Origin of the sequence: Mycobacterium appelbergii (assembly GCF_032883035.1) — a bacterium.
Taxonomy (GTDB): Bacteria; Actinomycetota; Actinomycetes; order Mycobacteriales; family Mycobacteriaceae; genus Mycobacterium; species Mycobacterium appelbergii.
In genome coordinates this window covers 113,012-139,491 of record NZ_JAMQTH010000020.1, presented here as the reverse complement: position 1 = coordinate 139,491, position 26,480 = coordinate 113,012, and the positions used below count along the sequence as shown (strand labels likewise).

The 26,480-nt window shown below is 64.7% G+C and carries 26 protein-coding genes, 1 tRNA gene and 1 pseudogene; 15 read left to right on the top strand and 13 right to left on the bottom strand.

The window, feature by feature from the left end; all coding sequences use genetic code 11:
- The first annotated feature begins 3 nt into the window (after positions 1-3).
- Together M1247_RS33750 and M1247_RS33745 are read left to right on the top strand one after the other, a co-directional pair.
- Positions 4-939 carry a polysaccharide deacetylase family protein gene (locus M1247_RS33750; protein WP_317160795.1) on the top strand — a complete coding sequence of 312 codons (936 nt, stop codon included), beginning with the start codon at positions 4-6 and terminating at the stop codon, positions 937-939.
- A 13-nt stretch (positions 940-952) separates the two neighbouring features.
- Positions 953-2,359, top strand: coding sequence for an amidase (locus tag M1247_RS33745; RefSeq protein ID WP_317160794.1), 1,407 nt, complete (start codon positions 953-955; stop codon positions 2,357-2,359).
- 319 nt (positions 2,360-2,678) lie between these two features.
- On the opposite strand, the gene M1247_RS33740 is transcribed toward M1247_RS33745, so the two are convergent.
- Positions 2,679-3,992, bottom strand: coding sequence for an MFS transporter (locus tag M1247_RS33740; RefSeq protein WP_317160793.1), 1,314 nt, complete (start codon positions 3,990-3,992; stop codon positions 2,679-2,681).
- Positions 3,993-4,382: 390 nt separating this feature from the next.
- On the opposite strand from M1247_RS33740, the gene M1247_RS33735 reads away from it, so the two are divergent.
- The 3 genes from M1247_RS33735 (at position 4,383) to M1247_RS33725 (ending at position 7,660) form a co-directional block, all read left to right on the top strand.
- Positions 4,383-5,069, top strand: coding sequence for an SDR family NAD(P)-dependent oxidoreductase (locus M1247_RS33735; RefSeq protein WP_317160792.1), 687 nt, complete (start codon positions 4,383-4,385; stop codon positions 5,067-5,069).
- 308 nt (positions 5,070-5,377) lie between these two features.
- A complete protein-coding gene (locus M1247_RS33730; RefSeq protein WP_317160812.1) occupies positions 5,378-6,604 on the top strand; it encodes an Nramp family divalent metal transporter in 1,227 nt (408 codons plus the stop codon).
- Positions 6,605-7,660 carry a poly-gamma-glutamate hydrolase family protein gene (locus M1247_RS33725; RefSeq protein WP_317160791.1) on the top strand — a complete coding sequence of 352 codons (1,056 nt, stop codon included), beginning with the start codon at positions 6,605-6,607 and terminating at the stop codon, positions 7,658-7,660.
- On the opposite strand, the gene M1247_RS33720 is transcribed toward M1247_RS33725, so the two are convergent.
- A complete protein-coding gene (locus M1247_RS33720; RefSeq protein WP_317160790.1) occupies positions 7,657-8,757 on the bottom strand; it encodes a glutamate--cysteine ligase 2 in 1,101 nt (366 codons plus the stop codon). The genes M1247_RS33725 and M1247_RS33720 overlap by 4 nt on opposite strands.
- A gap of 62 nt (positions 8,758-8,819) precedes the next feature.
- On the opposite strand from M1247_RS33720, the gene M1247_RS33715 reads away from it, so the two are divergent.
- Together M1247_RS33715 and M1247_RS33710 are read left to right on the top strand one after the other, a co-directional pair.
- Positions 8,820-9,635 carry an LLM class F420-dependent oxidoreductase gene (locus M1247_RS33715; protein ID WP_317160789.1) on the top strand — a complete coding sequence of 272 codons (816 nt, stop codon included), beginning with the start codon at positions 8,820-8,822 and terminating at the stop codon, positions 9,633-9,635.
- A gap of 348 nt (positions 9,636-9,983) precedes the next feature.
- Positions 9,984-10,056: transfer RNA gene (locus tag M1247_RS33710), tRNA-Arg, on the top strand.
- A gap of 301 nt (positions 10,057-10,357) precedes the next feature.
- Here M1247_RS33710 and M1247_RS33705 read toward each other — a convergent pair.
- The 3 genes from M1247_RS33705 to M1247_RS33695 all read right to left on the bottom strand — a co-directional run bounded on the left by M1247_RS33705 (position 10,358) and on the right by M1247_RS33695 (position 11,821).
- A complete protein-coding gene (locus M1247_RS33705; RefSeq protein ID WP_317160813.1) occupies positions 10,358-10,765 on the bottom strand; it encodes a DUF8453 domain-containing protein in 408 nt (135 codons plus the stop codon).
- Complete coding sequence (locus M1247_RS33700; RefSeq protein WP_317160788.1) at positions 10,674-11,117, bottom strand: CoA transferase; 444 nt, start codon at positions 11,115-11,117, stop codon at positions 10,674-10,676. Before M1247_RS33700 ends, M1247_RS33705 begins: the two co-directional genes overlap by 92 nt.
- 80 nt (positions 11,118-11,197) lie before the next feature.
- Complete coding sequence (locus tag M1247_RS33695) at positions 11,198-11,821, bottom strand: TetR/AcrR family transcriptional regulator (protein ID WP_317160787.1); 624 nt, start codon at positions 11,819-11,821, stop codon at positions 11,198-11,200.
- 67 nt (positions 11,822-11,888) lie between these two features.
- On the opposite strand from M1247_RS33695, the gene M1247_RS33690 reads away from it, so the two are divergent.
- Both M1247_RS33690 and M1247_RS33685 read left to right on the top strand, forming a co-directional pair.
- Positions 11,889-12,674 (top strand): SDR family NAD(P)-dependent oxidoreductase, encoded by a 786-nt coding sequence (locus M1247_RS33690; protein ID WP_317160786.1) that lies wholly within the window; start codon positions 11,889-11,891, stop codon positions 12,672-12,674.
- A gap of 398 nt (positions 12,675-13,072) precedes the next feature.
- Positions 13,073-13,387 (top strand): annotated as a pseudogene (locus tag M1247_RS33685) (IS1380 family transposase); the annotation flags it as partial.
- Positions 13,388-13,842: 455 nt separating this feature from the next.
- Here M1247_RS33685 and M1247_RS33680 read toward each other — a convergent pair.
- From M1247_RS33680 to M1247_RS33650, 6 genes are all read right to left on the bottom strand, one after another.
- A complete protein-coding gene (locus M1247_RS33680; protein WP_317160785.1) occupies positions 13,843-14,340 on the bottom strand; it encodes a GAF domain-containing protein in 498 nt (165 codons plus the stop codon).
- A gap of 410 nt (positions 14,341-14,750) precedes the next feature.
- Positions 14,751-16,007 (bottom strand): type II toxin-antitoxin system HipA family toxin, encoded by a 1,257-nt coding sequence (locus M1247_RS33670; RefSeq protein WP_317160811.1) that lies wholly within the window; start codon positions 16,005-16,007, stop codon positions 14,751-14,753.
- Positions 15,997-16,248, bottom strand: coding sequence for a type II toxin-antitoxin system RelB family anti-toxin (locus M1247_RS33665; RefSeq protein ID WP_317160784.1), 252 nt, complete (start codon positions 16,246-16,248; stop codon positions 15,997-15,999). Before M1247_RS33665 ends, M1247_RS33670 begins: the two co-directional genes overlap by 11 nt.
- Positions 16,249-16,365: 117 nt before the next feature.
- A complete protein-coding gene (locus M1247_RS33660; protein WP_317160783.1) occupies positions 16,366-16,929 on the bottom strand; it encodes an SDR family oxidoreductase in 564 nt (187 codons plus the stop codon).
- A 55-nt stretch (positions 16,930-16,984) separates the two neighbouring features.
- Entirely contained in the window at positions 16,985-19,327 is a 2,343-nt protein-coding gene (locus M1247_RS33655) for an AAA family ATPase (protein WP_317160782.1), read from the bottom strand.
- A 1-nt stretch (position 19,328) separates the two neighbouring features.
- Entirely contained in the window at positions 19,329-19,685 is a 357-nt protein-coding gene (locus tag M1247_RS33650; protein ID WP_317160781.1) for a winged helix-turn-helix transcriptional regulator, read from the bottom strand.
- Between the two features lie 116 nt (positions 19,686-19,801).
- Between M1247_RS33650 and M1247_RS33645 the strand changes: the two genes are divergently transcribed.
- From M1247_RS33645 to M1247_RS33620, 6 genes are all read left to right on the top strand, one after another.
- Positions 19,802-20,767 carry an NADP-dependent oxidoreductase gene (locus M1247_RS33645; RefSeq protein WP_317160780.1) on the top strand — a complete coding sequence of 322 codons (966 nt, stop codon included), beginning with the start codon at positions 19,802-19,804 and terminating at the stop codon, positions 20,765-20,767.
- Between the two features lie 164 nt (positions 20,768-20,931).
- The gene (locus tag M1247_RS33640; protein WP_317160779.1) at positions 20,932-21,171 is read left to right on the top strand and encodes a hypothetical protein; all 240 of its coding nucleotides are present in this window, start codon (positions 20,932-20,934) and stop codon (positions 21,169-21,171) included.
- A 118-nt stretch (positions 21,172-21,289) separates the two neighbouring features.
- Positions 21,290-22,516 carry an acetyl-CoA acetyltransferase gene (locus M1247_RS33635; protein ID WP_317160778.1) on the top strand — a complete coding sequence of 409 codons (1,227 nt, stop codon included), beginning with the start codon at positions 21,290-21,292 and terminating at the stop codon, positions 22,514-22,516.
- Between the two features lies 1 nt (position 22,517).
- The gene (locus tag M1247_RS33630; protein WP_317160777.1) at positions 22,518-23,987 is read left to right on the top strand and encodes a carotenoid oxygenase family protein; all 1,470 of its coding nucleotides are present in this window, start codon (positions 22,518-22,520) and stop codon (positions 23,985-23,987) included.
- 63 nt (positions 23,988-24,050) lie between these two features.
- Positions 24,051-24,956, top strand: coding sequence for a winged helix-turn-helix transcriptional regulator (locus M1247_RS33625; protein WP_317160810.1), 906 nt, complete (start codon positions 24,051-24,053; stop codon positions 24,954-24,956).
- A gap of 53 nt (positions 24,957-25,009) precedes the next feature.
- Positions 25,010-25,459: an Hsp20/alpha crystallin family protein gene (locus M1247_RS33620; protein ID WP_317160776.1), complete on the top strand. Its 450-nt coding sequence runs from the start codon at positions 25,010-25,012 to the stop codon at positions 25,457-25,459.
- Here M1247_RS33620 and M1247_RS33615 read toward each other — a convergent pair.
- Together M1247_RS33615 and M1247_RS33610 are read right to left on the bottom strand one after the other, a co-directional pair.
- Positions 25,456-26,061, bottom strand: coding sequence for a GNAT family N-acetyltransferase (locus M1247_RS33615; protein ID WP_317160775.1), 606 nt, complete (start codon positions 26,059-26,061; stop codon positions 25,456-25,458). The genes M1247_RS33620 and M1247_RS33615 overlap by 4 nt on opposite strands.
- Positions 26,058-26,477, bottom strand: a complete 420-nt coding sequence (locus tag M1247_RS33610) for a hypothetical protein (RefSeq protein WP_317160774.1) — start codon at positions 26,475-26,477, stop codon at positions 26,058-26,060. The genes M1247_RS33615 and M1247_RS33610 overlap by 4 nt, the downstream gene beginning before the upstream one ends.
- Between the last annotated feature and the right edge of the window lie 3 nt (positions 26,478-26,480).

Below are 26,480 nucleotides of genomic sequence, written 5' to 3'. Positions count from 1 at the left end.
CCGATGCCCTGGAAGACCGGCTACACCATCTCCGATGAACGCACCATCGCCGACGCCGATGTTCACTGGCCCGGTGATACGAGGATGTGCCTGACCGTTGTGGTCGATTTCGGGCCCGACTGCGGGCCTGACGGAATCACCGCCGCCGATCTGAGCACGCCGGACCACCACTATGCGATGCACGGCGGACTCAACGCGTTGCGCAGAATATTCGACGCATACGGGATTCGCGCCACCTTCGCCACCTCGGGCGTCATCGCAGAGATTTATCCCGAAACCCTGCAGTCACTTTCGGCAGACGGCCATGAGATCGCCGGTAACGGCTATCTGCGCGAGGACGCGAGCACGCTCTCCACCGCGACGGAGCTCAGCCGCATCCGGCGCACTGTCCTAGCCGTCGAGTCGGCGACATCCGTACGGCCGCGCGGGTGGTACGCGCTACCCCGTGCCGGAGACAAGTTCGCGGTGGGCGCGGTGAGCGATCACACCGTGAACCACATTCTCGACCAGGGATTCACTTACTTCGGCAACAGCTCGGCAGACGACCTACCCCACTACTGGATCACCGATCCAGATCTCAAGCGCGGCATCCTGGCGATGCCTTACCACTACGCCTTCGATGATCAGTTTTTCCTGCTGTTCCCCAGCTGTGGAACAGGTTTGGAGAACGCGGACACATTGGCCAGGAACTGGACGGGCGAACTGCGGGCACAGTACCGGCGGGGGCGTTCCACCACCATCGTGGTGCATCCAAACTCGATCGCCTGGCCCCATCGCCTCTACGTGCTGGAAGAGTTCTTGGCATCCGCAACGAGATTGCCCGGTGTTTGGAATGCGACCGCCGGCGCCTGCGCCGACTACTGGACACGCCACCACCGCCTGGACGACATCGTGATCAAGTCGAGCATCTGGACCCACTACGACGACAGTCTCAACTGACAGTGAGGAATCGATGAGCATCAAGTCAGCAGTGCCTGAGCCCGGACTCGTAGGACAGCAGAGCTTCCGAGACGCGATCCGTGACTTCCGCGCCGGAACCGACTCCCCGCGAGACTACCTGGAGCGCAAGCTGGCGGTGATCGATGAGCGCGAACCCGTGGTACGGGCCTGGGTGGCGACCAATGTCGACAATGCCAGGAAGGCGGCTGACGCGAGCACCGAGCGTTGGCTCCGACAGGCGCCCCTCTCCCCGGTTGACGGGATGCCCATCGGGGTCAAGGACCTTCTCGAGACGGTGGACATGCCCACTCAGATGGGTTGCGCGGCATACGATGGGAACTTCCCCCGGCACGACAACGCCGCAGTGTGGGCGCTACGTGAAGCCGGTGTGCTGGTGCTGGGCAAGACTGTCACCGCCGAACTCGGCGGTACTCACCCGGGTCCGACCACCCACCCACTGGATCCGACCCGGACGCCAGGCGGCTCGTCGTCAGGCTCGGCCGCCGTTGTCGCAGCCGGGATGGTGCCGGCCGCCATCGGGACGCAGGTCGCCGGGTCGATCATCCGGCCGGCCAGCTACTGCGCAAACTGGGCGTTGAAACCCTCGCAGGGAGCGGTGAATCGAGGTGAGCGGCAAGCGACGAGCATGAGCACTCATGGCACCCACGCGGCCTGTCCTGAGGACATGTGGCTGCTCACCATGGCGATGGCCGCCCGTGCCGGCGGGGATCCGGGGTTCCCATCGTTGGCCGGCCCGATGGACACCACTCCGATGGCTGCCCGGCCGTACTCGGTCGGCGTGATGCAGACCGAGGGCTGGAATGGCGTCGACGCCGCCACCCGTACAGCCTTCGATCTGGTTCTTGCCCAACTCGATCGGCTGGGTTGTCCTGTCCTGCGCCGCGACAACTGCTCGGCCCTCGATGCTTTCGAAGACACCCTGGTGGGTGCCCGGGACGTCGCACTGTCGATCACCGCGTGGGAGAACCACTGGCGACTGCGTGGAGTGGTTGCGGCCAACCCCGATGGGGTCAGCACCCGCAGTAAGCAGACATTGCGGGTCGCCGACGAACTCGGGGTCGATGGTTACGCGCGCCTGATCGCACGCCGCAGCCACATTCGCCTACAGCATTGCGCTCTGTCCGGTGAAGCCGAGGTGCTCATTTCGCTTGGCGCCCCCGGGCCTGCTCCGGTCTGGGCCGGGGACATTGAGGGCCAGCCACTCGCCCAATGGCCCACCGGCGACCCTGTGTTCAACGCGCCAAGCTCGCTTTTGGGAGCACCGGTGGTGACCGTTCCACTGATGTGGGTTGATGGGCTTCCCGTCGGTCTGCAGGTGATGGGACAGCAGGGTAGTGACGCTCGAGTGACGGCGATCGCGCAGTGGTTCGCAGACAATATGGACCCGATTCGCATCTGAGCATTCCCGTACGGTGACTGGTTCGTTGGCGTATTCCAACACGGGAAAATACGGAAGCTGATCCAGTTCTCGGTAATCCGTCTCCACCAACTCTGTTCTTCCCCAACCAACTTGGACGACGAGTACTCTCGACGGGCCATCAAGAGCGCGTGAAGTGCATCCACAAGTACGCGTGTGCCGCTGACTGGAGGGCGACCGTCGCTGGCGCACAGCCGAACGGGTGGCGATGGACATAGAGATTCCTTCCTGTCGTAGCTGGAGGGCACAACAAACCGCTGGTCAGCGTGAGCTGACCGGCGATCGGACGTTGGCACTGCAGTCAGAGAGTCGAGCTCGCGTCGATTCGATCGCCGACGCCGAACCTCTTCATCGCCAGGCAGCCGAAGCACATCGCCACGCAGGCAATGACGGTCATGATTGCGATCCAGAACATCCCGCCCGTGGCATCGAGAATGGCGGTCGCGACCACCGGGCCGAAGCCACCGCCGATCACAGCTGCGAAGTGGTAGGACAGCGAGGCACCTGTGTAGCGCACCTCGGTGGAAAACAGCTGCGCTACATCGGCGGCCAGCACACTGTAGGCGGCGCCGAGGAAGATCATCGACACGGAGACCACCAGATACAACCCGAACGGCGGCATCAGGGCGACGATGTAGAACGACGGGAACGTCCACAACAACAGGCCAACCGCGCAGCCGGCCGCGATCCGCCGCGAACCGATCCGGTTGGCTACATTGGCTGCCAGGACGATCATGAAGCCCTGGACTACCGCGGCGATCACGTTCGCGGGCAGCGACACCGTGGTCGACAATCCCAGTTTCTCGGTGGCGTAGACCAGCATGAAACTCGTCAGCAGGTAGTAGGACAAAAAGGTCGCGGTGAACGCGCCCAGGCCGATAGCCAGCTGGGGCAGTTGCGTTTTGAACACGGTGACCAGCGGGATACGAGCGTCCGAACGCCTTCTGGCCGCTTCGGCGAACTCCTCCGATTCGTGGATCCTGGATCGGATGACGAAGCCGACCGGGATCAACACGATCGACAGCAGGAACGGCACACGCCACCCCCAGTCTTCATAGGCGACATCTCCTGCCACCGCGGTGGTGACCAACGTGACTCCGGTTGCACCCAACAGCCCTATCGGCGAACCGAGTTGGGCGAAGGACCCGTACAGCGTCTTCTTGTCTGCCGGGGCATGCTCGATTCCGATCAGAGCGGCGCCACCCCATTCCCCACCGACCGCAAGTCCCTGCAGCAAACGGCAGATGACGAGCAGTACCGGCGCCGCATAGCCGATCTGCTCGTACCCAGGCAACAAGCCGATGACGAAGGTGCCCAATCCCATCATCAACAAGGTGATGACCAGGGTCTTCTTCCGGCCGATTCGGTCTCCGTAGTGACCGAAAATTATTGCCCCCAGTGGCCGCGCCACGAAACCTGCGCCCAGTGTCGCGAACGACAGCAAGACGCCCATGAGTGGCGAAACCGTGGGGAAGAAGATGCCGTTGAGCACCAGCGCGGCGGCCTGAGCGTAGATAAAAAAGTCGTACCACTCGATCGCAGTGCCGATCACGGAGGCCGCTGCGACTCTTCGCATGGTTAACGGCTCGCGCGGTTGTGCTGAAGTGGCAGTCATCTGGATCCTTCGTTGTCGAGTGCGAGCTATCGGTCAGGCTTTGCTTGGCATTCCTGAGCCGGCGATGGCATTCGGTGAGTGGTTGAGTTGTCGCGGTCCGGCATCGCCAAGAACGGTGGGATGGATACGCCGGGATCTCTGATCACTCAACCTCGCCGTAGTGATCATTATCGTCACTTTCGTCTATAATATGACTGAAGACAGCGTTTCCCGCAACCTAAATATGGCATAATTCCATCAAATGGTTGCCGTCGCGGTGTGAGTTTCTGTCGTCACCGCGCGCACTGCGTTGCCACTCGCATCGACAGGATGCGAGTGCACACTCCAGAGAGGTAGACGACCATCCTTCATTCACCCGTCCAGCAAGGGCTGAGCGACAAAGTAGCGGTGGTGACAGGCGGAGCGAGCGGTATCGGCGCCGCGGTCACCGAGTGCCTGAGACGATCCGGATCCCTTGTCGAGGTGTTCGACCTGGAGCACAGCTCCCCTGGCGCACAGACGGTCGATGTATCCGACTTCGACTCGGTTCAGACAGCGACGTCCGATCTGGTCTCCCGCCACGGTGGCTGTGACATCGTCGTTAACGTCGCGGGAATGCACGCGGCAGGCACGATCCTCGATACCGGTGACGAACAGTGGGATCGGCTGCTGTCGGTCAACATCGGCGGAGTGCGCAACGTCTGCCGAGCACTGCTGCCACACCTGCGGGCCGGCTCTGCGATCGTGAACGTCTCATCCGCGGCGGGTGTCCGCCCGAATCGCGAGATGGCCGCATACACAGCCACCAAGGCGGCGATTGTCGGGCTGACCAAGGCATTAGCCGTCGATCACGCCGACGCGGGCATCCGAGTCAACTGCGTCTGCCCGGGCCTCGTGGACACACCGATGCTGCGTGCGTCGATTCAGCACAGGTCCGAGGTCGATCGAACAGACCTCCAGTCGTATGCCAACTACCTCGTCAAGCGATCGGCCACACCGGACGAGATCGCTGCCGGAATCGCATTCCTGGCCTCGGATTCCGCGGCCTACATCACCGGAACCACTCTGGTCATCGACGGTGGCAGGTCGCTGTACTGAGAGCTGAGAACGCGGCTCACGGCAAGACCCGACGCGACCGTGACGCTGTCGAGGCCGCCGCATGCTCACCGACACCACCGACACCCAAGACCGCCTCGCCAAGATATTCAATCTCGACCGCTACGCACCCACCCGCTGACCAACCCAAAGACGGGTAATCCATCCACCACCCGCTAAAACCGCCGCTGCCCAGCACAAACCATGTCGATCAATCACATAGCGCGGAATGTCCCGCTAGACCCACGCACGAGGTTTCGGCTACCCTAACTTTTCTATTCGACTAACCGGATAGAAAGGTGGATTTTCAGGTGCTCGAGGACGCCAAAGTGCGCACGCGGCCGAGTTGGCTACTGCTCGGACCCGCCTTCGTTGCCGCGATCGCCTACGTCGACCCCGGCAACGTCGCCGCCAACATCAGCGCGGGCGCACAATTCGGCTTCCTGCTGGTGTGGGTGATCGTCGTCGCCAACGTCATGGCAGGCCTGGTGCAGTACCTCTCCGCGAAGCTCGGTCTGGTGACCGGCCACTCCCTACCCGAGGCGATCGCCGAGCACACCCGCACCCGAAGCCGTATTGCCTACTGGTTGCAGGCCGAATTGGTCGCCATGGCAACCGATCTCGCCGAAGTCGTGGGCGGCGCGATCGCGCTGTACCTGCTGTTCGACTTGCCGCTGCTGATCGGTGGCGTGATCACCGGAGCAGTGTCGCTGCTGCTGTTGGCCGTGCAGAACCGGCGGGGACAGCAGGTTTTCGAGCGGGTGATCAGCGGCCTGCTGCTGGTCATCGCGATCGGCTTTCTGACGAGTTTGTTCGTCGAGGCCCCGCCCGCGGCCGAGGTCGCCAATGGGCTGATCCCCCGCTTCGAAGGCGCCGAGAGCATTCTGCTGGCCACCGCCATGCTCGGGGCAACCGTGATGCCGCACGCCGTCTACCTGCACTCCGGGCTGGCCCGCGACCGGCACGGACATCCCGCCCCCGGCCCCAGACGCCGCATGTTGCTGCGGGTGACCCGCATCGATGTCGGGCTCGCCATGGTGGTGGCCGGTGCGGTGAACCTCTCCATGCTGCTGGTCGCGGCGACCAACCTGCAGGGCCGCGAGGACACCGACTCGATCGAAGGCGCCCACGCTGCAGTCCGCGACGCCCTGGGGCCGACGGTCGCGCTGCTGTTCGCGATCGGCCTGCTGGCCTCGGGTCTGGCATCGACGTCGGTCGGCGCGTATGCCGGCGCGATGATCATGCAGGGTCTGCTGCGGCGGAGCTATCCGCTGCTGCTGCGCCGGCTGGTCACCCTCATCCCCGCGCTGGCCATCCTGGCGATCGGCGTGGACCCCAGCCGGGTCCTGGTGCTGTCGCAGGTGGTGCTGTCGTTCGGGATACCGTTCGCGCTGATCCCGTTGGTGCGGTTGACCAGCGATAAAGGGCTGATGGGCATCGATGCGAATCATCGGGTGACGACGGTGCTCGGCTGGGCGGTGGCCGCAGTCATTACAGTGCTCAACGTGGTGCTCATCTATCTGACCGTCACCGGCTGAGTGCGTCACCTCTACTTCGCCTACGGCTCGAATCTGTGTGTGACACAGATGGCTGCCCGCTGCCCGGGCGCCGTCGACCCGCAGCCCGCGCGTCTGGACGGCCACGATTGGCTGATCAATGAACGCGGCGTGGCCACTGTCGAACCGTTCGACGGATCCCAGGTGCACGGTGTGCTGTGGCAGCTGACCGACCGGGATCTGGCCGCGCTCGACAGCGCCGAAGGAGTGCCGGTGCGGTACCGGCGCGACCGGCTGACCGTGCACACCGCGGGCGGGCCGGCGACCGCATGGGTCTACATCGACCATCGCGTGAATCCGGGGCCGCCGCGGGCCGGTTACCTGGAACGCATCATCGCCGGCGCCGTGCACCACGACCTGCCGCAACGCTGGATCGAATTCCTGCGTCGCTGGGATCCCATGCATTGGCCGCAGCGCGCCATTTCGACTTCGCCTGCTCCCCAGTCACTCTCATCCCTTCTCGCCGAGCCGGGCATTGTCGAGGACAACGTGCTGCGGTCGCGGTTCGGCTTCATGGCGATCCACGGCGGCGGCCTCGAACAGATGACCGACGTGATCGCCGAACGCGCTGCCGACGCCGCCGGCGCGTCGCTGTACGTGGTGCGCCACCCCGACCGCTATCCGCACCACCTGTCGTCGGCGAACTACCTGCCGGAGGAGTCGGCACAGCTCACCGAATTCCTCCACCATGTCGACGTCGTGATCTCGCTGCACGGGTACGGCCGTATCGGTCGCAGCACCCAACTCCTGGCCGGCGGACCCAACCGGGCGCTGGCCCGTCATCTGGCCCGCCACGTCGAGATACCTGGCTACCAGGTGATCACCGATCTGGACGCCATTCCACGCGAGCTGCGTGGTCTACACCCCGACAACCCGGTCAACCGGGTACACGGGGTGCAATTGGAACTACCCCCACGCGTGCGCGGCCTCAGCCCGCGCAGCCCGTTGCCCGGCGATGACGGCCTGTCCCCGGTGACGAGCGCATTGGTGCAGGGGCTTGCCGCGACCGCACGCTCCTGGGAGCCGTCGCAACGCTAGACCCCGGCCACGGTCGCCTCCGCGAGTTCGGCAATGACGTCGGCGACCTCGCCGCGGCGCTGCCAGGCCCGGCGCTGTCGCATCGCGCCATTGCCCTGCTTGACGATGCGCGCCAATTCCTCACGCACCATGTCGTAGTCGCCCAACTCCTCCAGTGCGGGCCGCACCTGGTTGACGAGTTTGGCCAGCAGCATCTCCGTCGGCCCGGTCGCGTTGCCGTGCACCAGGTCGATCGAATGGCCGTCCAGGCCGTCGTGCGCGGACTTCCAATGCGCGGCCCGCACCGCGCTGTCGGTGAGCCGCGGTGTCGGGTCGTCGTTCTCGCGCGCTCGCAGTGCCGTCATGACGCCGGCCCTGATCAACGTCGCAAGCAGTACCGTCTCGGCCACCGTGGCGGGCACATCGGCGACGCGGACCTCCACGGTCGGGAAGTTGGACGACGGGCGGACATCCCAATAGATCATGCCCGCGTCGAGCGCCGCTCCGGACTGAAGCAGTGTGTGAACCGCGGCGTCGTAGTCCGCGGCCGAGTCGAAGTGCGGCGGCGGTCCGGCGCTGGGCCAACGGGCCCACAACATGCTGCGGAAGCTTGCGTACCCGCTGTCGGTGTTGCGGTAGATCGCCGAGTTCGCGGTCAGTGCCAACAAGAGATGCAGCCATGGTCGGATCCGGTTGCTGACGTCGATCGCCGCCTCACGGTCGGGCACCGCGACATGCACATGGCACCCGCAGATGCCCTGCTCGTGGGCGATCATGCCGAACCGGTCGGCAATCCTGCGGTAGCGCGCAGTGTCCGTCACCGGAAACGTGTGCGGCACCGTCGGTGGCAGCCCGGCCGCCAGCAGGCGGGCACCGTTGGCCTCGGCGGCGTCGGTGGCGACCCGACGCAATCGGCTGAGTTCCTCGCGCAGCGCGCTGCTGCTGCTCATCACGTCCGTAGTGGTCTCCACCTGGCAGCTGGTCAGCTCGAGCTGCAAGTGGATTCCGCGTGCGTCCGCATACTCCGCGACCGCGGTGTTGCGGGCGACCGGTTCGCCGTGCTGCGGATCTACCAGGAGGAACTCTTCCTCGACGCCCACGGTGGGATGGCTGCTCACGGCTCAAGATTGCCCCGCGTGCTGGCCACCAAACATTGTGCCGCCTTGCCTAGGATCGAGTGATGCCCAACGATTTCCGCTTCGGCGTCAGTGTGCATACAGCCGAATCCCAATCCCAGGTGGCCGACGCCGCGCGGCGCGCCGAAGATCTCGGCTACGACGTGATCCACGTGCCCGACCACCTCGGCGCACCCGCACCATTCCCGACGCTGACGACCGCGGCCAACGCCACCACCACGCTGCGCATCGGGACCTTCGTGCTCAACGCCTGTTTCTACAAGCCAGCGCTACTGGCCCGCGACGTGGCAGCCCTGCGTGACCTGTCCGGCGGACGCTTCGAGGTCGGCCTGGGCGCCGGGTACGTGCGCGAGGAATTCGACGCCGCCGAGCTGCCGTTCCCCAGCGCGCGGGAACGCATCGACTACCTGCGCCATGTGACCGAGCACCTCCGCGAACATGTACCCGACGTACCGATCCTGATCGCCGGCAACGGAGACCGGTTGTTGACGGTCGCGGCCGAGACCGCCGACATCGTCGGGCTCACCGGCGGCTCCCACGTCGACAACGATCCGCTCGCGGAGCGAATCTCCTTTCTGCGCAACGCCGCCGGGGAACGCTCCGACGCACTCGAACTCAACATCGCCATCACCGCGATGCCCGCACCCGATTCCGAGATGCCGAACCTTGCACTCCCCCGGCGGTTCCTCCCCGATCTCACCGATGAGCAGTTGCTGCGCCACCCCGGTGTGCTGTCCGGGTCAGTCGGGGCGATGGCCGACAAGCTTCGCGGGCTGCGCGAAAAATACGGCATCAGCTACGTGATCGTGCAGGCCAACCATGCCGACGCATTTGCGAAGGTGATCGCGGAACTGCGCTGACCGGCTCGCCTTGACCGACGGAAGACGATCACGAATTCCCGGGCACCCAACGGCTCTTGTTCGTGACAGAGGGGCCGCGGACGCAGGGCTGTGCACCTCACCGGACCTCCCTCCAGGCACCGCCGTCACCTACTTCGAACCTGACTTCGAGGTCGAGCCCTTCGGCGAAGCTCTCGACAAATTCATGAATATGCCGCTGGGAGGGTGAAGGCAGCGCGTGGAAGTGCAATCCCGCCTAGCCGTCCGCCGTCCAACGCGTCAGGGCGGTACGCTGTTGCCCGCACGTTCGGAACCCGAGTCCGATCGTGCAGCACCACCGGACCGCACGGAATCCAACCGGTCCACGCCGCCCCCGTAGCTCAGGGGATAGAGCACGGCTCTCCTAAAGCCGGTGTCGCAGGTTCGAATCCTGCCGGGGGCACTTAACTGACCATCAACTACCCGCAGCTAGCGGGTTCATTTTGAAGGTAGCTAGACCGAACCGCGTGCTCTGCGCGTGCTTTCAAGCTGTCACAGCCAAGCGGGCGATCCCCTAGCCACACCAGCCCCGCACGATCGGCACCCGGCCCCAGCGACTCCCCCAGCGGGATTCAGTTAATAACAGGATATGCACGTTTCCTACCAATTCGGGTTAGGATATTTCAAGTGGCCTAGCCTGCCATTAATACGCAACGGTTGCGCAGTGTTTTGAATCAGTGGGCATTCAACATTTCCACGAATCACTAAAAACCGTAGAACGCACAAACCGGGTTCCACCTAGAGCGTTGGCTACCACGGTTCAGGTCTTCATACGTGATATCACCAACGAATACAGTGCCCAGCTCACGCAGATTCAACTGCGGAGAACGTAAGCGCTTCTCTTCGTAGTCGTTCCAACGAATGGCCGATTCCCACACGGTTCGCCATTCCTGACCTGGCGCCAGCACCACAATACTGTCGGGCACATAGAGTTCGGTCACTTCTACACCCGTTACCAGGTTCTCGATAGACAACACTGCGTCGGTGTCCTCGCCGAGGACTGGTGGTGCGTCATGCCCTTCACGAAGGAGGGTCAGCCCGGTCGGGGTCTCGATGCGAATTGCTGGTCCCGGCAGACTGATCGAGCCGGCCGACTGCTGAATGATCGACATTAATGAGTAGGCCTTGGCTTCGGGTTTGTTCCGATTCGTACACCTCGTCCAGACTCCGAATCGCACCGGCGGGCACACCGACCCCCGCCAGCTGGCCGAGGAAGTCATCGCGGTCGATGCAGGCCAACGCGCGCTCGATCGTGGTGACGAGCCCCTCGCGTTTGGCTACCCGCAGATGGTTGGCGCGGAATCGGGGATCCTCGGCGTCTAGGCCGATTGTCGGCGCGAATTGCCTCCAGATGGCTTCGGTCCCCACCGCGAGTTGTAACCACCCGTCGCGGCAGCGGAAGCTTCCGTACGGCGCAATCTGCGGGTGGCGATTTCCGGCCAGCCCGGAAACCTCCTTGCCCATAGTCCGCTTGGTGCCATGGAAGGCGTGAGCGCTGATCGCGGCGGCCAGCAGGGAGGTGCGCCCGGCGGCCAGTCAGATGATCAAGCTGGGCCGGAACAGGCAGGCGGCCAGGTCTTTAGCGCTGCAACCGCCACCCGGTGCAACTCGTCGCGTGTGGCCCCACCTAATGCCTGCACGGCGATACCGTTCGACACCGTCATCACATATTGAGCAATCGATCCAGCATCGGCATTCGCAGGCAGATCCCGTTCGTCTATGGCCCGCTGGAACCTTTCACGCAGGGCAGCCTGACCACCATCGCGCCACGTTCGTAGGGCATCTTGAATGGGTTGGTTCGCTGCGCCGACAGTCAGGGCGGCCGCAACCCCGAGGCATCCGGCTGGCCCGCCAGGCCGGGTCGACGTCTCGACGGACCCGTTGAGGAAAGCGGTAGCCACCTCCCTCGCGGTCGGCTGCCGCAGAGACTCAAGCCCGTACGCGGCAGGACCTTCCGAATACCGTTGCAACGCCTTCCGGAACAGTTCTTCCTTGTTCCCGAAGGCTGCGTACACGCTCTTGCGAGTGATGCCCATGGCGTTTTCCAGATCGCTGAGGCTTGTTCCCTCATAGCCCTGCCTCCAGAACAACAACACTGCCTGGTCCAGCGCCTGGTCGGTATCGAATTCCCTTGGCCGACCCGTCTGCGCTTTACGGGTGATCTCCACTTCCGCATCATATCCCTTGTGCACTGACCGGTGAAGAACTGCTAGTGTTCGAGTTACGCACTGACCAGTGCAGAACCCTCAGGAGGTAGAGATGCGCAGATTAGAAGGCAAGACGGCGGTGGTCACCGGTGGCGGTACCAACGGAATCGGCCGGGCCAGCGCGGCCCGATTGGCGGCCGAGGGCGCCCATGTCTTCATCTTCGGCCGTCGTCAGAGCGAACTGGAAGATGCTGTGAACTCCATCGGCCCATCGAGCACCGCGGTCCAGGGGGACATCACAAACCCGGCTGATCTCGACCGTCTCTACGAAACGGTCCGTACGCATGGGCGGGGCCTGGACGTGCTGTTCGCTAACGCGGCGGCCGCCTCTTTCGCCACCATCGACCAGATCACAGAAGAGGCGTACGACCAAATCTTCGACGTCAACGTCAAGGGCACCCTTTTCACCGTCCAGAAGGCGCTACCCCTGTTCAACGATGACGCCTCGATCATCCTCAACGCCTCAACCGCTGCCGATCGCGGCACGCCCGCATTCGGCGCCTACGGCGCATCCAAGGCCGCGCTACGCTCCTTTGCCCGTACGTGGGCGAAAGAGCTAATTGGGCGCAACATCCGGGTGAACGCGATTTCGCCCGGACCCACCGATACCCCCGGGCTCACCGAACTCCTCGCCGGCGTCGCGGGCGCGGAGAACGTGGCCGAGTTCAAAGCAAACCAGGCCGCTGGTCTCGCGATCGGACGGACGGGGCGACCGGACGAGGTGGCTGCCGCCGTGGCCTTTCTGGCCTCGTCGGACAGCAGTTTCATGGTCGGTTCAAACCTGTACGTGGACGGAGGCGAGAATCAGATATAGAGCTGAGCGAGAACGACCCCTGCCGGTTCGACGTCGTCATGCTGGACGGCCCGTCCTGCTCCGGAAACACTCATGTACCGCTTGACACGAGAACTTCTGAGGCGGCGGTCACAGCTATGCGGGTCCAAGCAGAAGTCGACGAAACCTTGGGGTCGGCCAGCCGATGTTGGGGTTTGACGTCGACCACGACAGCCCCGGTTAGCAGTGATCAGAACGAAGTCCGGAATGTGTCTTGGCACACGCCCGTCAACCTCGCTCGTCAGCAGAACGGGTTGGGCAACAGATTTTTCGCGAGATGTTGTGCGTGTCGGGGTGTAGATAAGCGAATGTTCCTGTCCTGCAAGGGAGAATTGGACTTCTCCACGGTTCAAAGATCCCGACGGGAAGGCACTTCGCAAGTGAAGAATATCGCGGCGGGATCGCAGTTGAAAGTGTCCGCCGCCGGCCACGGTGTCGTGTCGCATACCGGGATGGCGCGGGAGCTCGCCGACCGGACGAGGTTATCGGCGCAGGTCACCGCCTGTTGGCGGACACGTACCGCAGCCCGTGGGTGTACGCCCGGGGAAGTGTTCGCCGATCTGGCGGCCGCGGTCGCTGACGGGGCGGACTGCATCGACGGAGTCGGACAGCTATGCGGCGACCGTGAGCATGTCCTGGGTGCGAAAGCCTCGACCACCACGATGTGGCGGCTGGTCGATGAGCGCATCGACGCCACCCTGGAAGAAGACCTTCGGTCTTCATCCTCCGCAACCCATCTACCGGTGCCCTCCCGAAACTTTCTACGACAGAACAGGATTCAAATCAGGCACCAAAGAATCCGCGGCGGCTATCCGAAGAGTGGTGGGACGCGCAACCATTTGACGTCCAAATGAGCAGGTGCCGTGCAGATTTGGTGAGTGGCACGGGGACCCCTCTGATTCAAAATCTGAAATTGGTTCCTGACACAGTGCGCGCTGACCTGCGGGTTAGCTACCCGCGTGCCCTTAACGTGCTTTCCATACTATCAGTAAGAGGCCTCAGTTGAGCGTGCTGGCATGAAACAGATCTGTCGTACTCTACTGGGCCACAACGTAATTACAGGTCAATCGGCTAGTTGACCCGGCCCGCGCTTGTCAGGTTCGAATCCTGCCGGGGGCACAGTTCAGCGGTCGTAGTGCGTCGTCCGCGCTCAGCCGAGCGCGTCGGAGTCGGTCGCAACGATCTGCTCGACATCGGCACGCACACGCTCCAGTTCAGCACGTTCGTCCTCGGAGTAGTCGCGTGCGGTGTCGTCCAGAACGCAGACCGTCCCGACAACCTGTCCGGTGCTGTCGTGAACCGCCACGCCCAGGTAGTTGTGCAGGCCGAACTCGGTCTCGTCTTCATTGCCCGCGAAAGTCTCGTCCTCACGTGAATCCCGAACGTGGAGTGCCTCATCGGTGTCGACGACACGTTCGCAGTACAGCGGAGTCCGGTCGGCGTCTGTGCCGGCCTTCTTGCCCGCGGCCCCGATGGTGTAGTGCTGGGCGGCTTCACCGGCGGTGGCGGCCACCACCATGGAGTCGGGCTCTGAGCGCATCACCAGCACCGACTTGACGCCCAGACTGGCCGCCAGCGCTTCGAGCTGCGGTTTGAGCGCCGACAGCGCGGGGGTGGAATCAGTGGGGAAAGATTCGGATGCGGTCATGGAGGGATTGTCGTCACGACGCAACCAACGCGCAACCGTTCAGCTTCGTGAGATCGGATACCCGGTGGCGCCGTCGCACCGTGATGCCGTGCACCCCGTACAGATCACCGAGGGCGGCGTAGCGGTCCTCTCACTACACAAACGCGTTGTGGTAGGAACCCGCAGTAAGCGAACGCGGGCAGCTTCGCGGCAAGCCGTGCTGGCGCGATTCCTCGGGCAAGGCGTCGAGGAAGCCTCGGCCGCGCCGATCACCGCTGACCGCGGGGGCCGCTGGGCACGTTCTACCGTCACTTCGCGTCGAAGCACGACCTTTCGGGCCATTCACGTCGCCGATCCAGCTACCGAAACCGCATGGTTATGCATTTCCACTCGTGCATCGCTAAGCCCGGAACCGATGTCTTGCACCGCAACTACACCGGCCAAGACCGCCTCCGCCAGAGCTGCTCAAAGTTCACCCGCAATTGCTCGGCGCCCGATGGCAGAGCCACCGCGCCAGCCGCTGCGTACACCCGTTCCATGCAGGAGCGAATCGTCGCGTCGGCCCGCTTTTGCGACATCCCCCACGAGCGGGCCTCGGCGGCGAGGTCGTCCACGCCAATGCCGTCGATGTTTGTCTTGCCATTGATGACGTGCGCGGTGCTCTTGAACCGGGAATCGAGATGCATGACCGGTGCGGCATCGTAAATTGGTGCGAGAGAAACACTCCCGTCGCGATCGATCAGCAGTGAGTAGTTCTTCGAATGAGCATCGCCATTGCCGATGACCACATTGAATGTCACTGCCTGCAGTAGCGCGATCCGGAAGGCCTCTGGCTCGTGCGACCGTGGTGCAGCCGCGCGGGCTATCCGCCCCAACCGTGATCCCAGCCGCCCGACTTCGCCGGTGCTCTCGTATTTGGCCTGTGGGTCAAGACCGAGGGCCTGGCAGAAGTCTTCCTGATGATGACGGTCGCCGGTCGGGGTGCGGTCATAGCGGGTCACCACGATCGCTTCCCGTTCGTCAAAGGTTTCCAGGCGCGATCGCGCGGCTGGTAGGTCAGCGCTGCCTGCCACGTGCAGTGCCCAGTTCTCTGTCTGGACGAGGTGAGCGATCGCGCCGCTGAGCGGTTCGGGTTTGATGAGGTGGGTAGATGCCGCACCCGATTCTGGCCAGCCCCAGCCGCCATCCGGCATCGCCACCAGCAATACCTTGTCCTGTATCCCGGCCAACGAGGCCTGAGGCGTTGTCCCGTCGGGCAAGTGGTAGGTGGGTAGGTCGGCGACCAGTCGGGTGACCTCATCGTCGGTGAGCCTCCGAGCGTGGCCGTCACCGGGGAATGTTCCCTCGGGAACGATCTGAACGGCGCCAGCACATTCCGCGCCGACCTGTTCAAGCAGGCTCATCGTGTCGGTGACCGGCACACCCGCTTCGGTGGCGAGGTGATTTCGTAGGTTACCTTCCGGCAGCAGGCCTTCGATGAACGCTGACACCATATGACCAGCACGGACCCCGCCATCCTTGGCAGGCCGTCGTGAAATCGGCAGAGCCAGCGACAAAACACGGCTGCCTTCACCGAATGTGTCGAACGCATCGTCAGTGAAGTCAAGCCGCAACCGGAAGCGACTCGGCTCCGTGAGGCGCGCCACCCTGACCCCGTAAAGCCAAACATCGAGCCCCTTACGTGGCATCGATGACCGCCACGCGGGTGAACTTTGGCGCCACCGCAATGGCGTAGCCGCATTCCGATAGCGCGCGGAGCGCCGTGTCGGCACTGACAGCATCTCCGCGCTCGAGTCGGGAGATTGTCATTCGGGTGACGCCGATGCGTTCGGCGAGTTCCTCCTGGTGAAGACCTTTCGCTTGTCGGGCCGCGCGGATACGGTCGCCGAGTTCGGCGAGGTCGTACACCAACGCGACAGAATGATCCATAAATCGATCTTACGCCCTTGCACGCAAAATGCTCGAAATATTGATCTCAGGCCAGACGAAGCCCTCTGTGATCGAAATATGCATCACCATGCAGATGGACTACCCGGTGGCGCTGCCCTAGTTCAGCCCGTTCGACAGGACCATCGACTCGCCGGTCTGCAGGCGGCCCTGCTCGGACACGAGGTAGAGCACAGCGTTCGCGACGTCCTCGGGTTCCAGGAGCCCCGGCCGTGGACGTCCCTGCCGGAACATCTCCTCGACATCGTCCAGCCCCGGGTTCTCCAGATCCCGTCGGATGACCCGGTAGGTGGCCGGGTTGTGGATCATCGGCGTGTTCACTCCGGACGGCAGCACCGCATTGCTCGCAATGCCGGCGTTGGCGATCACCACATCGATCCCGCCGAACTCGTCGATGGCCTGGGCGACCATGCCCTGCATCGCCGCGAGATCCCGAACGTCAGCCGTCACCGCAAGACAACGCCGGCCGAGCGACTGCACCGCGGCGACGGTCTGCTCGAGATCGGCAGGGGTGGCGAGCGGGTAGTCGACGTCCTCCACCTCGGCGGCGATATCGCAGGTCACGATGTCGGCGCCGGCACGGGCCAGCGTTATGGCGTGCGCGCGGCCCTGTCCTCGTGCACCTCCGGTGATCAGCGCGATCTTGCCATCCAACGCTCCCATGCACCTACCTCCTCCGGTCGGGTTCCACGGTTAAGACCGCGAGTTTCGGCAAAAGTCATCGCCGGGAGTCGACCCAACTGAAGAACTCGTCGGCAGAGAACACCGGCTTACCGAATTCCTGAGCCTTGCGTGCCTTGCCGGACTGCGTGCCGACCTCGGCCGTCACCAGAACCTCGCACCGGGTCTTGGTCACCGACGGCACCGGTTTGAGTCCCGCGTCGGCGGCGAGAGCCATCATCTCTTCACGGGACAGGATGTGGCCCTGCTTGTTCTGCGCGGTCCCGGTGAAACAGACCCGCGCACCCGGGACCAGCACCGCCGAAATGTCGTCACCGGTGAGCGCCGATTCAACTGAGTCGTCGATGATTTCAACGCCGAGAAGCTGTTCGGCGGCACGCAGTCGTGCCACGGCTTCCTCGGTCAGCCGGGTCCTGGCGGCCGCAGTACGCAGCTGTGCGGCAACGGAATGCCGCGCAGCCGCGATCCACGGGGTCTCTGCTGCCGCACCGCGCACATCGAGGTCACCGAGCAACGCGCGCCCAACGCTGCGGCTGACGTCGAGCAACGCTGACAGCGCGGGTAGGTGGACCGATGCGGGGGTCGGCACATCATGGCTACGACTCACCAGGTGGCCCGAAACCGATTCTGGCGGTTCATCGAATGGTGTCGACGGGGCGTCCTGGGCAACGTCCAGCGCCTCGAGCGCTGCCGATGCCCGGGCGAGCGCCGTCGCGCCGACACGCCTGGGCCCGGCGACGTCCACCCCGAGCGGCATCGCCGTCACATAACCCAGTCGTTTGAGCTCGAAGTCGATGAGGCCGAGGGTTTCGTCGATGCCCGCCCCGACCGGGGTACAGCCGACGAGCATCGGCGCGATCACTCCCCATGCCTCGGCGAGGGTGGGCGCCAACAGCACATCGGACACCGTGATGCCGTAGGCCTGCCGGGCATCGGCCAGATCGCGCTGCGGATTGACCAGGGTGCTGACGGCCGTGCCGTCGTCGAACGCCACGGCGAGCTCGACGGGCCGGGGCCGCGACATGCGGCCTTCCTCGCCCACCGTGACGATGCCGATGGCGCAGAAGCGGCGCGCGTGTGTCTGCTGCACCGATCCGTGCAGGAACCGCGCAATGCGCCGATCTGTCTTGAGATCCTTTGGCAGCACCGGTCTTTTGAGCACCAGACCACTCATCGACGTACAGCGGCTCAACGCCACGTAGAGCTGTCCGAACGAGAAGGTGCCGCCGGTCAGGTCGACGACCAGGCGGTCCAGGGTCTGGCCCTGGCTCTTGTGAATGGTGATGGCCCACGCGAGCTTGAACGGCAGCTGCGTGAAGGTGCCGATCACCTCGTGACGCAGCGAACCACCGTCGACCACGGGGCGCGTCGCCTCCCAGGTGTACGCGGTGACCTCGGCACTCGTGCCGTCGCGGAACTCGACCTCCACGACAAGTTCGCCGTCCCAATCGATTCCGGTCACTCTGCCCAGCGTGCCGTTGACCCACCGATCTGACTGGTCGTTGTTGAGCATCATGACCTGGGCCCCGACCTTCAACCGCAGCACGTCGTCAGCGGGTGGGTCGAACAGGCTCAGATCACCGGATTGTCGTGACTGATGGACGACTTCGTCACCGGACAGCCGTTCGAGTTGCTGGCGGTTACGCGCGGTCACCAGTCGGTTCGTGGGGGCCAGCGTGAGCCAGAATTCGTCGTCGGGCGGTACGAACTCGGGGTCGGTCCGGGTGTTGAGCTGCTCCTGCGCGTCACCGAGCAGCACACCTTCGCGGATCTCGTTGAGAATCGAGGTCATTCGGTCGTCCCCGAGTTGACGGAAGACCGTCGTCAACGCCACCGTCGGAAAATCCTCACGTCGGAAGCTGTCGGCGGAGAAGAAATACGGTGTCGCGTAACGCTCCGAGAAGAATCGCGCCTCCCCCTCGCTGACCACGGGCGGCAATTGGTACAGGTCGCCGACGAGCACGATCTGTACACCGCCGAACGGCGTGCCCGGATGCGGCCCGAACCGTTCGAGCGCGGCGGCGAGCTTGTCGAAGAGGTCGGCGCGCACCATCGAGGCTTCGTCGATGATGAGGGTGTCGAGTGCGCCGAGGGTCTTGGCGAACCGCCCCGGGTAGTACCGGCCGGTGCGGACTTCCTCGAGACTGGTGGTCAGGTTGAAGCTGAACAGTCGGTGGACGGTGTAGCCATCGACATTGAGGGCCGCGATACCAGTGGGCGCGACCACCATGACATTGCGATCCGTATCGCGCATGAACAACCGGATCAACGTCGACTTGCCCGTACCCGCCTTGCCGGTGAGGAATATGTTGCGACCGTCGGCGAGAAGGTTGAGGGCATGCGTGAACTCGTCGGTGAGGACGATGCCGCGTGGACTCATCTCAGTGGGACCGCCGGTCGTATTCGTCGCGCGCAGCACTGATCACCTCGACATGGTCCTCGGTCCAGTACGCCAGCGACTGGACGACCTTGAGCAGGCCGTGACCGGTGTCGGTCAGCGCGTACTCGACCTGCGGCGGCACGGTGGGGTGCACGGTGCGCGAGACGATCCCGTCACGCTCCAACGCCCGCAACGTCGCGCTGAGCATGCGCTGGGTGATGCCGTCGACCCGCCGTTTCAACTCGTTGAAACGCAACGGCGACGCCCCCAGCTTGCAGATGACGATCACCGACCATTTGTCGCCGATCCGGCCGAGAATGTCGCGCACCATCGCGTCACGGTCTGCGGTGGCAACCACGCGCTCCCCCTTCCGCGCAGTACCTCCGGGGATACCTGCGCACTGAAAACTGCCCTCTTGCGGTCGGACATTGCGGTACCAAAAATATACCTACCTGCGGAACTGATACTGGAGAAATGATGAAGGCAGTCGTGATCACCGAATATGGCGGACCCGAGGTGCTGCAACTGCAGGAGGTCCCTGACGTGCACGCCGGCCCCGGGCAGATCCGGGTGCGTGTCCATGCAGCGGCGGTGAATCCGGCCGATACGCTGCAGCGCCACGGCGACATCGACGAGTCGGCGTTCCACGACGCCCCGAGCCCACGTCGGCCCGGCATGGACCTGGCCGGCATTGTCGACGAGATCGGGCCAGGCGCCGATACCGACCTGCGGGTGGGCGATCGGGTGATGGGTGTCGTCTTCCCCATCGACCCCTCCGGCGGCGCCTACGCCGAACATGTCGTCCTCGATCCACGTCAAGTCGCCCACGCGCCGGCCGGGACCAGCCATGCCGAGGCGGCAACCGTGCCGATGAACGGGCTCACCGCGCGACGCGCACTCGATGTGCTGGACCTGCCGCCGGGCTCGTGGATCGCTGTCACCGGGGCGGCAGGCGCCGTCGGCGGCTATGTCGTCGAGCTGGCCAAGGTCGTCGGGCTCAACGTCATCGCCGACGCCGCACCCGCCGACATCGAGTTGGTCAGCAGGTTGGGAGCCGACGAAGTCCTGCCCCGCGGTGACGGACTGGCCGACCGGATCCTGCAGCTGCACCCGGACGGCGTCGACGCCGTCGTCGATGCGGCCCTGTTGAGCGCCAAGATCGAACCGGCCGTGCGGCCGGGCGGACAGTTCGCCGGGCTGCGCCGCCCGGGTGAGCGGGGTACCAGCCCGCTCGCCGGACGCCCTGACATCGCCGTGCGCGACGTGTGGGTGCCCGACTACCGGTACGCACGGGACAAGCGCGACGGGCTCCGTCGACTGGTCGAGAAGAAGAGCCTGACGACGCGGGTGGCCGCCAGCTATCCGGCCGAGCAGGCCGCCGAGGCGCATCGCAAGCTCGAAGCCGGAGGTGTGCGCGGACGGCTGGTGCTCGCGTTCTGACGACCGCAAATGCATTCAACCCCGTGACATGTGAGCTCCCTCTCAGAGCAAAGCCGTTGTGGCGCATCACCAAACCCGCTGGCAGGAATATTGCAAGGTGTACTAAGGTTTCTCACAGACGGGGGTTTTGAGCTCGCGAAAGGCAAACAACCCGGAGGTGGGGAATGATTAGTTCGAAACTGAAGCGGGCAGCTGTGGTCGGACTCGGCACACTGGCAGTGCCGGTGGGCATCGCGGTCGCCGGAGCAGCGCCGGCATCGGCCGGTCCCGAGCTGTGCGTCAGCGGCCCATACGGCTACGCGCAAGCGTGCGTCGAGGGGCCCGGCTGGGTCCGGCCTTGGTACGACGACGGGCCACGGTGGCGCGGTCATGGCCACGGCCATGGTCATGGTCACGGTGACTGACCAGGCTCGACACCGCTCACGGAGATAACGCCGTGGCGAGGATCCGGAAGGATCTCCGCCACGGCGTTTGCTTTTGAACACCTGCAGTCACTCTCTTAGTTGTAGTAGCCTCGGGCCCATGGAGAACGTCTGGGTACTCGGCGGCTACCAGAGCGACTTTGCCCGCAACCTCACCCGTGAAGAGCTCGACCTCGCCGACCTCACCTGCGAGGTCGTGGATTACACCCTGGCAGCGGCCCGAATCGAGGCCGGCGACATCGGGGTCGTCCACGTCGCCAACGCGTTCGGTGAACTGTTTGCCCAGCAGGCCCTCCTCGGTGCGATGCCCGCGACCGTGCACGAAGGGTTATGGGGCACCCCGTCATCCCGACACGAAGCTGCCTGCGCCTCCGGCAGCGTCGCGGTCCTCGCCGCGATCGCCGATCTGCGCTCCGGTGCATACCGCAGTGCACTGGTCCTCGGTGTCGAAGTGGAGAAGACCGTGCCCGGCGACGTCGCGGCCCGCCACCTCGGCAGCGCCGGCTGGGCCGACCACGAGGGAGCGGACGCGACATTCCTGTGGCCGTCGCTGTTCTCGCAGGTGGCCGACGAGTACGACCACCGCTACGGCCTGGACGCCGCACACCTACGGGCCATCGCCGCGGTGAACTTCGGGAATGCGCGGGTCAATCCGAATGCTCAGACGCGCGGTTGGACGGTGCCCGATCTGACGGCCGACAGGTTCGGAGAGAACCCGCTCAATCCGGTCGTCGAGGGCCGGCTGCGGCGATTCGACTGCAGCCCGATGACCGACGGCGGAGCCGGCGTGGTCCTGGTCGGCGACGCGTATCTGCGTGATCATCCCGGGGCCCGGCCGCTCGGCCGCATCGAGGGCTGGGGCCACCGGACCGTGGGTCTGGCCCTACAGCACAAACTCGACCACGCCGGCGAGGATCCCTACCTGCTGCCACACGTACGGGACGCGGTGCACGACGCCTTCGGCCGCGCCGAGGTGACGCTCGAGCATCTCGACGGGTTCGAGGTACACGACTGCTTCACGCCGAGCGAATACCTGGCCATCGACCACATCGGTCTCACCGGGCCCGGCGAATCCTGGAAGGCCATCGAGAACGGCGAGATCGAAATCGGCGGCCGGTTACCGATCAATCCGAGTGGCGGGCTGATCGGCGGTGGGCATCCGGTCGGCGCTTCGGGCGTTCGGATGGTGCTCGACGCCGCCAAGCAGGTCAGCGGGACCGCAGGCGCCTACCAGGTCGAGGGTGCAAACACCTTCGGCACCTTGAACTTCGGCGGTAGCACGACCACCACCGTGAGCTTTGTCGTCGGCGCCGCGCGGGACATCTGACATGGACGTCCACGCGGTCGGCACGTTCCTGTCCACCCTGCCCGACGATGACGACCATCCCTACCGCACCGGGCCCTGGCGTCCGCAGAGCACCGAATGGGATGCCGACGATCTCCTCGTCGTCGACGGTGAACTTCCCGCCGACCTGGACGGCGTGTACCTGCGCAACACCGAGAATCCGCGGCATCCGGCCCTGAAGACCTATCACCCGTTCGACGGCGACGGCATGCTGCACATCGTCGGATTCCGCGACGGAAAGGCCTTCTACCGCAACAGGTTCATCCGCACCGACGGGTTTCTCGCCGAGGACGGGGCAGGCGGCCCGTTGTGGCCGGGCATCGCCGAGCCGGTCGAGCTGGCCCAACGTGACCATGGCTGGGGTGCACGGGGTTTGATGAAGGACGCGTCGAGCACCGATGTCACGGTCCACCGAGGGATGGCGCTCAGCAGCTTCTACCAATGCGGGGACCTGTACCGGATCGATCCGTATTCCGGTGCGACGCTGGGTAAACAGGACTGGGGCGGCGCGTTTCCGTTCGACTGGGGCGTCTCGGCACATCCCAAGGTCGACGCGCGCACCGGCGAGCTGTTGTTCTTCAATTACGGCAAGCAGGCGCCGTACCTGCATTTCGGGGTGGTCGATGCCGAGAACCACCTGGTGCGCTACACCGACGTCGAATTGCCGGGGCCGCGGTTGCCGCATGACATGGCGTTCACCGAGAACTATGTGATCCTCAATGACTTTCCGCTGTTCTGGGATCCGGACCTGTTGCAGCGCAATGCACATATCACTCGATTCCACCGGGATCTACCGTCCCGGTTCGCCGTGGTCGATCGCCGTGGTGACCGGGTGCGCTGGTTCGAAGCCGAACCCACGTTCGTGCTGCATTTCACCAACGCCTACGAGGACGGCGACGAGATCGTGCTCGACGGTTTCTTCCAGGGCAACCCGGTACCGGCGCTCGCGCTGGACCAGATGCAGACTCGGCTGCACCGGTGGCGATTCAATCTCACCACCGGCGCCACCCGTGAAGAGCAATTGTCCGACAGCATCACCGAATTCGGGATGATCAACAGCAGTTACGCCGGCGGGGACTACCGCTACGCATACGCCGCCACCGGTAAACCCGGGTGGTTCCTGTTCGACGGGCTGACCAAACACGATCTGCGTACCGGCGCCGAAGAGCACTTCGCATTCGACGACGGGGTGTACGGCAGTGAGAGCGCGATGGCGCCCCGCGCCGGCAGTAGCCACGAGGACGACGGTTACCTCATCACGCTGACCACCGACATGGCCGCCGACGCGTCCTACTGCCTGGTGTTCGACGCGGCCCGGCTCCAGGACGGTCCGGTGTGCAAACTCCAACTGCCGGAACGAATCTCCAGTGGCACCCACTGCACCTGGGTGGCCGGCGACGAACTGCGGCGCTGGCGCCTCGAGGACCGTCCCGCCGCGGCGATCGGCCTCTAGGTGGGCCAGCCGGAGACGCGCCCGACCGAACTCACCGCGGGCGCCACCAACGCCGTGGGACAAATGCTGAGTGTGCTCGGTGATGAGTGGGCGCTGCTGGTGATCCAGCAGGCGCTGCTCGGCGCCACCCGGTACGGGCAGTTCATGGCACGGCTGCCGATCTCGAACTCGGTGCTGACCCGCCGGCTGGGCACGCTGACCGAGGAGGGACTGCTGGCCCGCCATCGCTACCAGGACAGGCCTGCACGCGACGAATACCTGGTCACCACGCGCGGCCGGGCACTGTGGCCGGTCTTCCTGTCGATCTGGGAGTGGGAACGGCACTGGGTGGCCGAGCACAGGCAGACCCTGCCCGCGATGCGCCATCGGCAGTGCGGCGCCGATTTCACCCCGCTGCTCAGCTGCGGCGCGTGCGGTCGGCCGGTACATACGCGCGAGGTCTCGGCCCGATGGGGACCGAGCGGCGGCTGGACGCGGTCAGTCCCCGCCGGCGTGACGCGCCGCCGATCCGGCGCAGGCCTGCGAGACTCCCCCGCCGGACTGTTCCCGCAGACGATGAGCGTGCTGGGCAACCGGTGGGCCGCCGCGATCTTGACGGCCGCAATCGTCGGAACCACCCGGTTTTCCGATTTTCAGAAGTTGCTGGCTGCCCCGCCCGGATCGATCGCCGACCGGCTGCAGACATTCCGGGACAACGGGATACTGGCGACCTCCGGCGCCGCGTCCGACTACCGGCTGACGCCCAAAGGTGAGGCCTTCTTCCCGGTGCTCGTGACGGCGCTGCAATGGGGCCAGCGATGGTTTCTGGCACCGGAGGGCCCGGCCGTCATCCTCCACCATAAGGCGTGTGACCAGCACTTTACTCTGGTTTTCCACTGCGACCGATGCGGCGGGAAGCTGTCAGGAACATCGGTCGAAATAGTCTGGCACTCTCATGGTGAGAGTGCTAATATCGGCGATGCACAGTGATTGGCTGCCCGCCAGGGTGGCGGGCCCAGAGGTGATACAGGAGGTGAATTGCTGTGCTGCGTTTTGATCCGTTCAGTGACCTTGATGCGTTGACCAGGAGTTTGCTGTCGAGTGACACCGGGTCAACCCGAACACCACGGTTCATGCCGATGGACCTGTGCAAGATCGAAGACCATTACGTGCTGACAGCAGATCTTCCGGGTATCGATCCAGGAACTGTCGATGTCAGCGTCGACAACGGCACGCTGACCATTTCGGCACAACGAACCGCCCGCACGGAGGAATCGGTCCAATGGCTGGCCAATGAGCGCTTCTTCGGCAGCTACCGGCGGCAGATCACGCTCGGCGACGGTATCGACACGACCGGAATTTCGGCGACGTACGAGAACGGTGTGCTGACCGTGACCATTCCGGTGGCCGAACGCGCGCGGCCACGCAAGATCGAAGTGGCTCGCGGCGGCGGTCAGAAAACCATCGAACCGACCACGGTCGATTCCGGCTAGGAAGCCCGGTTACGGCGGTCCAACCTGAATCTCAGGTTGGACCGCGCCGCCGGCCACTCGATGTCGAGTATCGAGTAGACGACGGTGTCGCGACGCGTGCCGTCGGCCGAGAGTTGATGGCTGCGCAGAACCCCGTCGAGTTTCGCACCCAGCCTTTCGATCGCCGCCCGGCTGGCAAAGTTGAAGAAGTGTGTGCGGAATTCCACTGCCACGCAATCCAACTGATCGAAGGCGTGCCCCAGCATCAGCAGTTTGGTTTCAGCGTTCACACCCGTGCCACGCGCGGCGGCGCTGTACCAGGTGTGGCCGATCTCCAGGCGACGGTTGGCACCGTCGACGTGCAGGTAACTCGACGACCCCGCCAGCTTGCCGTCCAAGGTGCGCACCACAAAGCTGACACCGCCGTCGGCGGCCCGCAACTCAAGCATCCGCTCGACCCATGCGGCGGCGCCACCGGGTGCCGGCGTCATGGTGTACCACAAGGTGCCGAGCTCGCCGTCCGCGGCGACCGCATCGATCTCCGGGATATGCTCGCGGCCCAGCGGTTCCAGCGTCACCCACTGCTGCCCGGTCAACCTCACCGGCTCCACGAAACGGCTCATCGTCTCCCCAGCGTAGTCAGCAACGCCCACACCGAGCACACCGCAGCCACCACCGCCAGGGCGCCACCGGCGTACAAGCCGTAACCCGCGGCCACCGGTGGTCGGACGTTGACCGAGTAGTACCACACCGTCAACACCGCGATCACCAGCGAAATCAACAGCCCCGCAGCCGAAGCCAGCCGTTCCGACAAACCTCGACCGGCCATCGCGCCTGCCACGATCAACATGGACCCCAGCAGCACGATCAACTGACCCGCACCGAAACCGGGCGGCAGAACGATGTTGCCGACAGCCCCACCGATCGCGTTGGCCCGGCCTCCGCCGGCGGCACTGGTGGTCAGCCACGGCAGCCAGGCGGCCACCACCAGGCCGGCGGCACACAGTGCCACCAGCCAACCTGGACGCAGACGAGCCATAAC

Excerpts from the sequence above, each read along its gene's own strand:
- M1247_RS33750 (WP_317160795.1), top strand. The coding sequence starts at position 4 with ATGCCCTGGAAGACCGGCTACACCATCTCCGATGAACGCACCATCGCC.
- M1247_RS33745 (WP_317160794.1), top strand. The coding sequence starts at position 953 with ATGAGCATCAAGTCAGCAGTGCCTGAGCCCGGACTCGTAGGACAGCAG.
- M1247_RS33740 (WP_317160793.1), bottom strand. The coding sequence starts at position 3,992 with ATGACTGCCACTTCAGCACAACCGCGCGAGCCGTTAACCATGCGAAGA.
- M1247_RS33715 (WP_317160789.1), top strand. The coding sequence starts at position 8,820 with ATGCCCAACGATTTCCGCTTCGGCGTCAGTGTGCATACAGCCGAATCC.
- M1247_RS33705 (WP_317160813.1), bottom strand. The coding sequence starts at position 10,765 with ATGTCGATCATTCAGCAGTCGGCCGGCTCGATCAGTCTGCCGGGACCA.
- M1247_RS33700 (WP_317160788.1), bottom strand. The coding sequence starts at position 11,117 with ATGGGCAAGGAGGTTTCCGGGCTGGCCGGAAATCGCCACCCGCAGATT.
- M1247_RS33680 (WP_317160785.1), bottom strand. The coding sequence starts at position 14,340 with ATGACCGCATCCGAATCTTTCCCCACTGATTCCACCCCCGCGCTGTCG.
- M1247_RS33670 (WP_317160811.1), bottom strand. The coding sequence starts at position 16,007 with ATGCCACGTAAGGGGCTCGATGTTTGGCTTTACGGGGTCAGGGTGGCG.
- M1247_RS33665 (WP_317160784.1), bottom strand. The coding sequence starts at position 16,248 with ATGGATCATTCTGTCGCGTTGGTGTACGACCTCGCCGAACTCGGCGAC.
- M1247_RS33660 (WP_317160783.1), bottom strand. The coding sequence starts at position 16,929 with ATGGGAGCGTTGGATGGCAAGATCGCGCTGATCACCGGAGGTGCACGA.
- M1247_RS33655 (WP_317160782.1), bottom strand. The coding sequence starts at position 19,327 with ATGAGTCCACGCGGCATCGTCCTCACCGACGAGTTCACGCATGCCCTC.
- M1247_RS33645 (WP_317160780.1), top strand. The coding sequence starts at position 19,802 with ATGATGAAGGCAGTCGTGATCACCGAATATGGCGGACCCGAGGTGCTG.
- M1247_RS33640 (WP_317160779.1), top strand. The coding sequence starts at position 20,932 with ATGATTAGTTCGAAACTGAAGCGGGCAGCTGTGGTCGGACTCGGCACA.
- M1247_RS33635 (WP_317160778.1), top strand. The coding sequence starts at position 21,290 with ATGGAGAACGTCTGGGTACTCGGCGGCTACCAGAGCGACTTTGCCCGC.
- M1247_RS33630 (WP_317160777.1), top strand. The coding sequence starts at position 22,518 with ATGGACGTCCACGCGGTCGGCACGTTCCTGTCCACCCTGCCCGACGAT.
- M1247_RS33625 (WP_317160810.1), top strand. The coding sequence starts at position 24,051 with ATGCTGAGTGTGCTCGGTGATGAGTGGGCGCTGCTGGTGATCCAGCAG.
- M1247_RS33615 (WP_317160775.1), bottom strand. The coding sequence starts at position 26,061 with ATGAGCCGTTTCGTGGAGCCGGTGAGGTTGACCGGGCAGCAGTGGGTG.
- M1247_RS33610 (WP_317160774.1), bottom strand. The coding sequence starts at position 26,477 with ATGGCTCGTCTGCGTCCAGGTTGGCTGGTGGCACTGTGTGCCGCCGGC.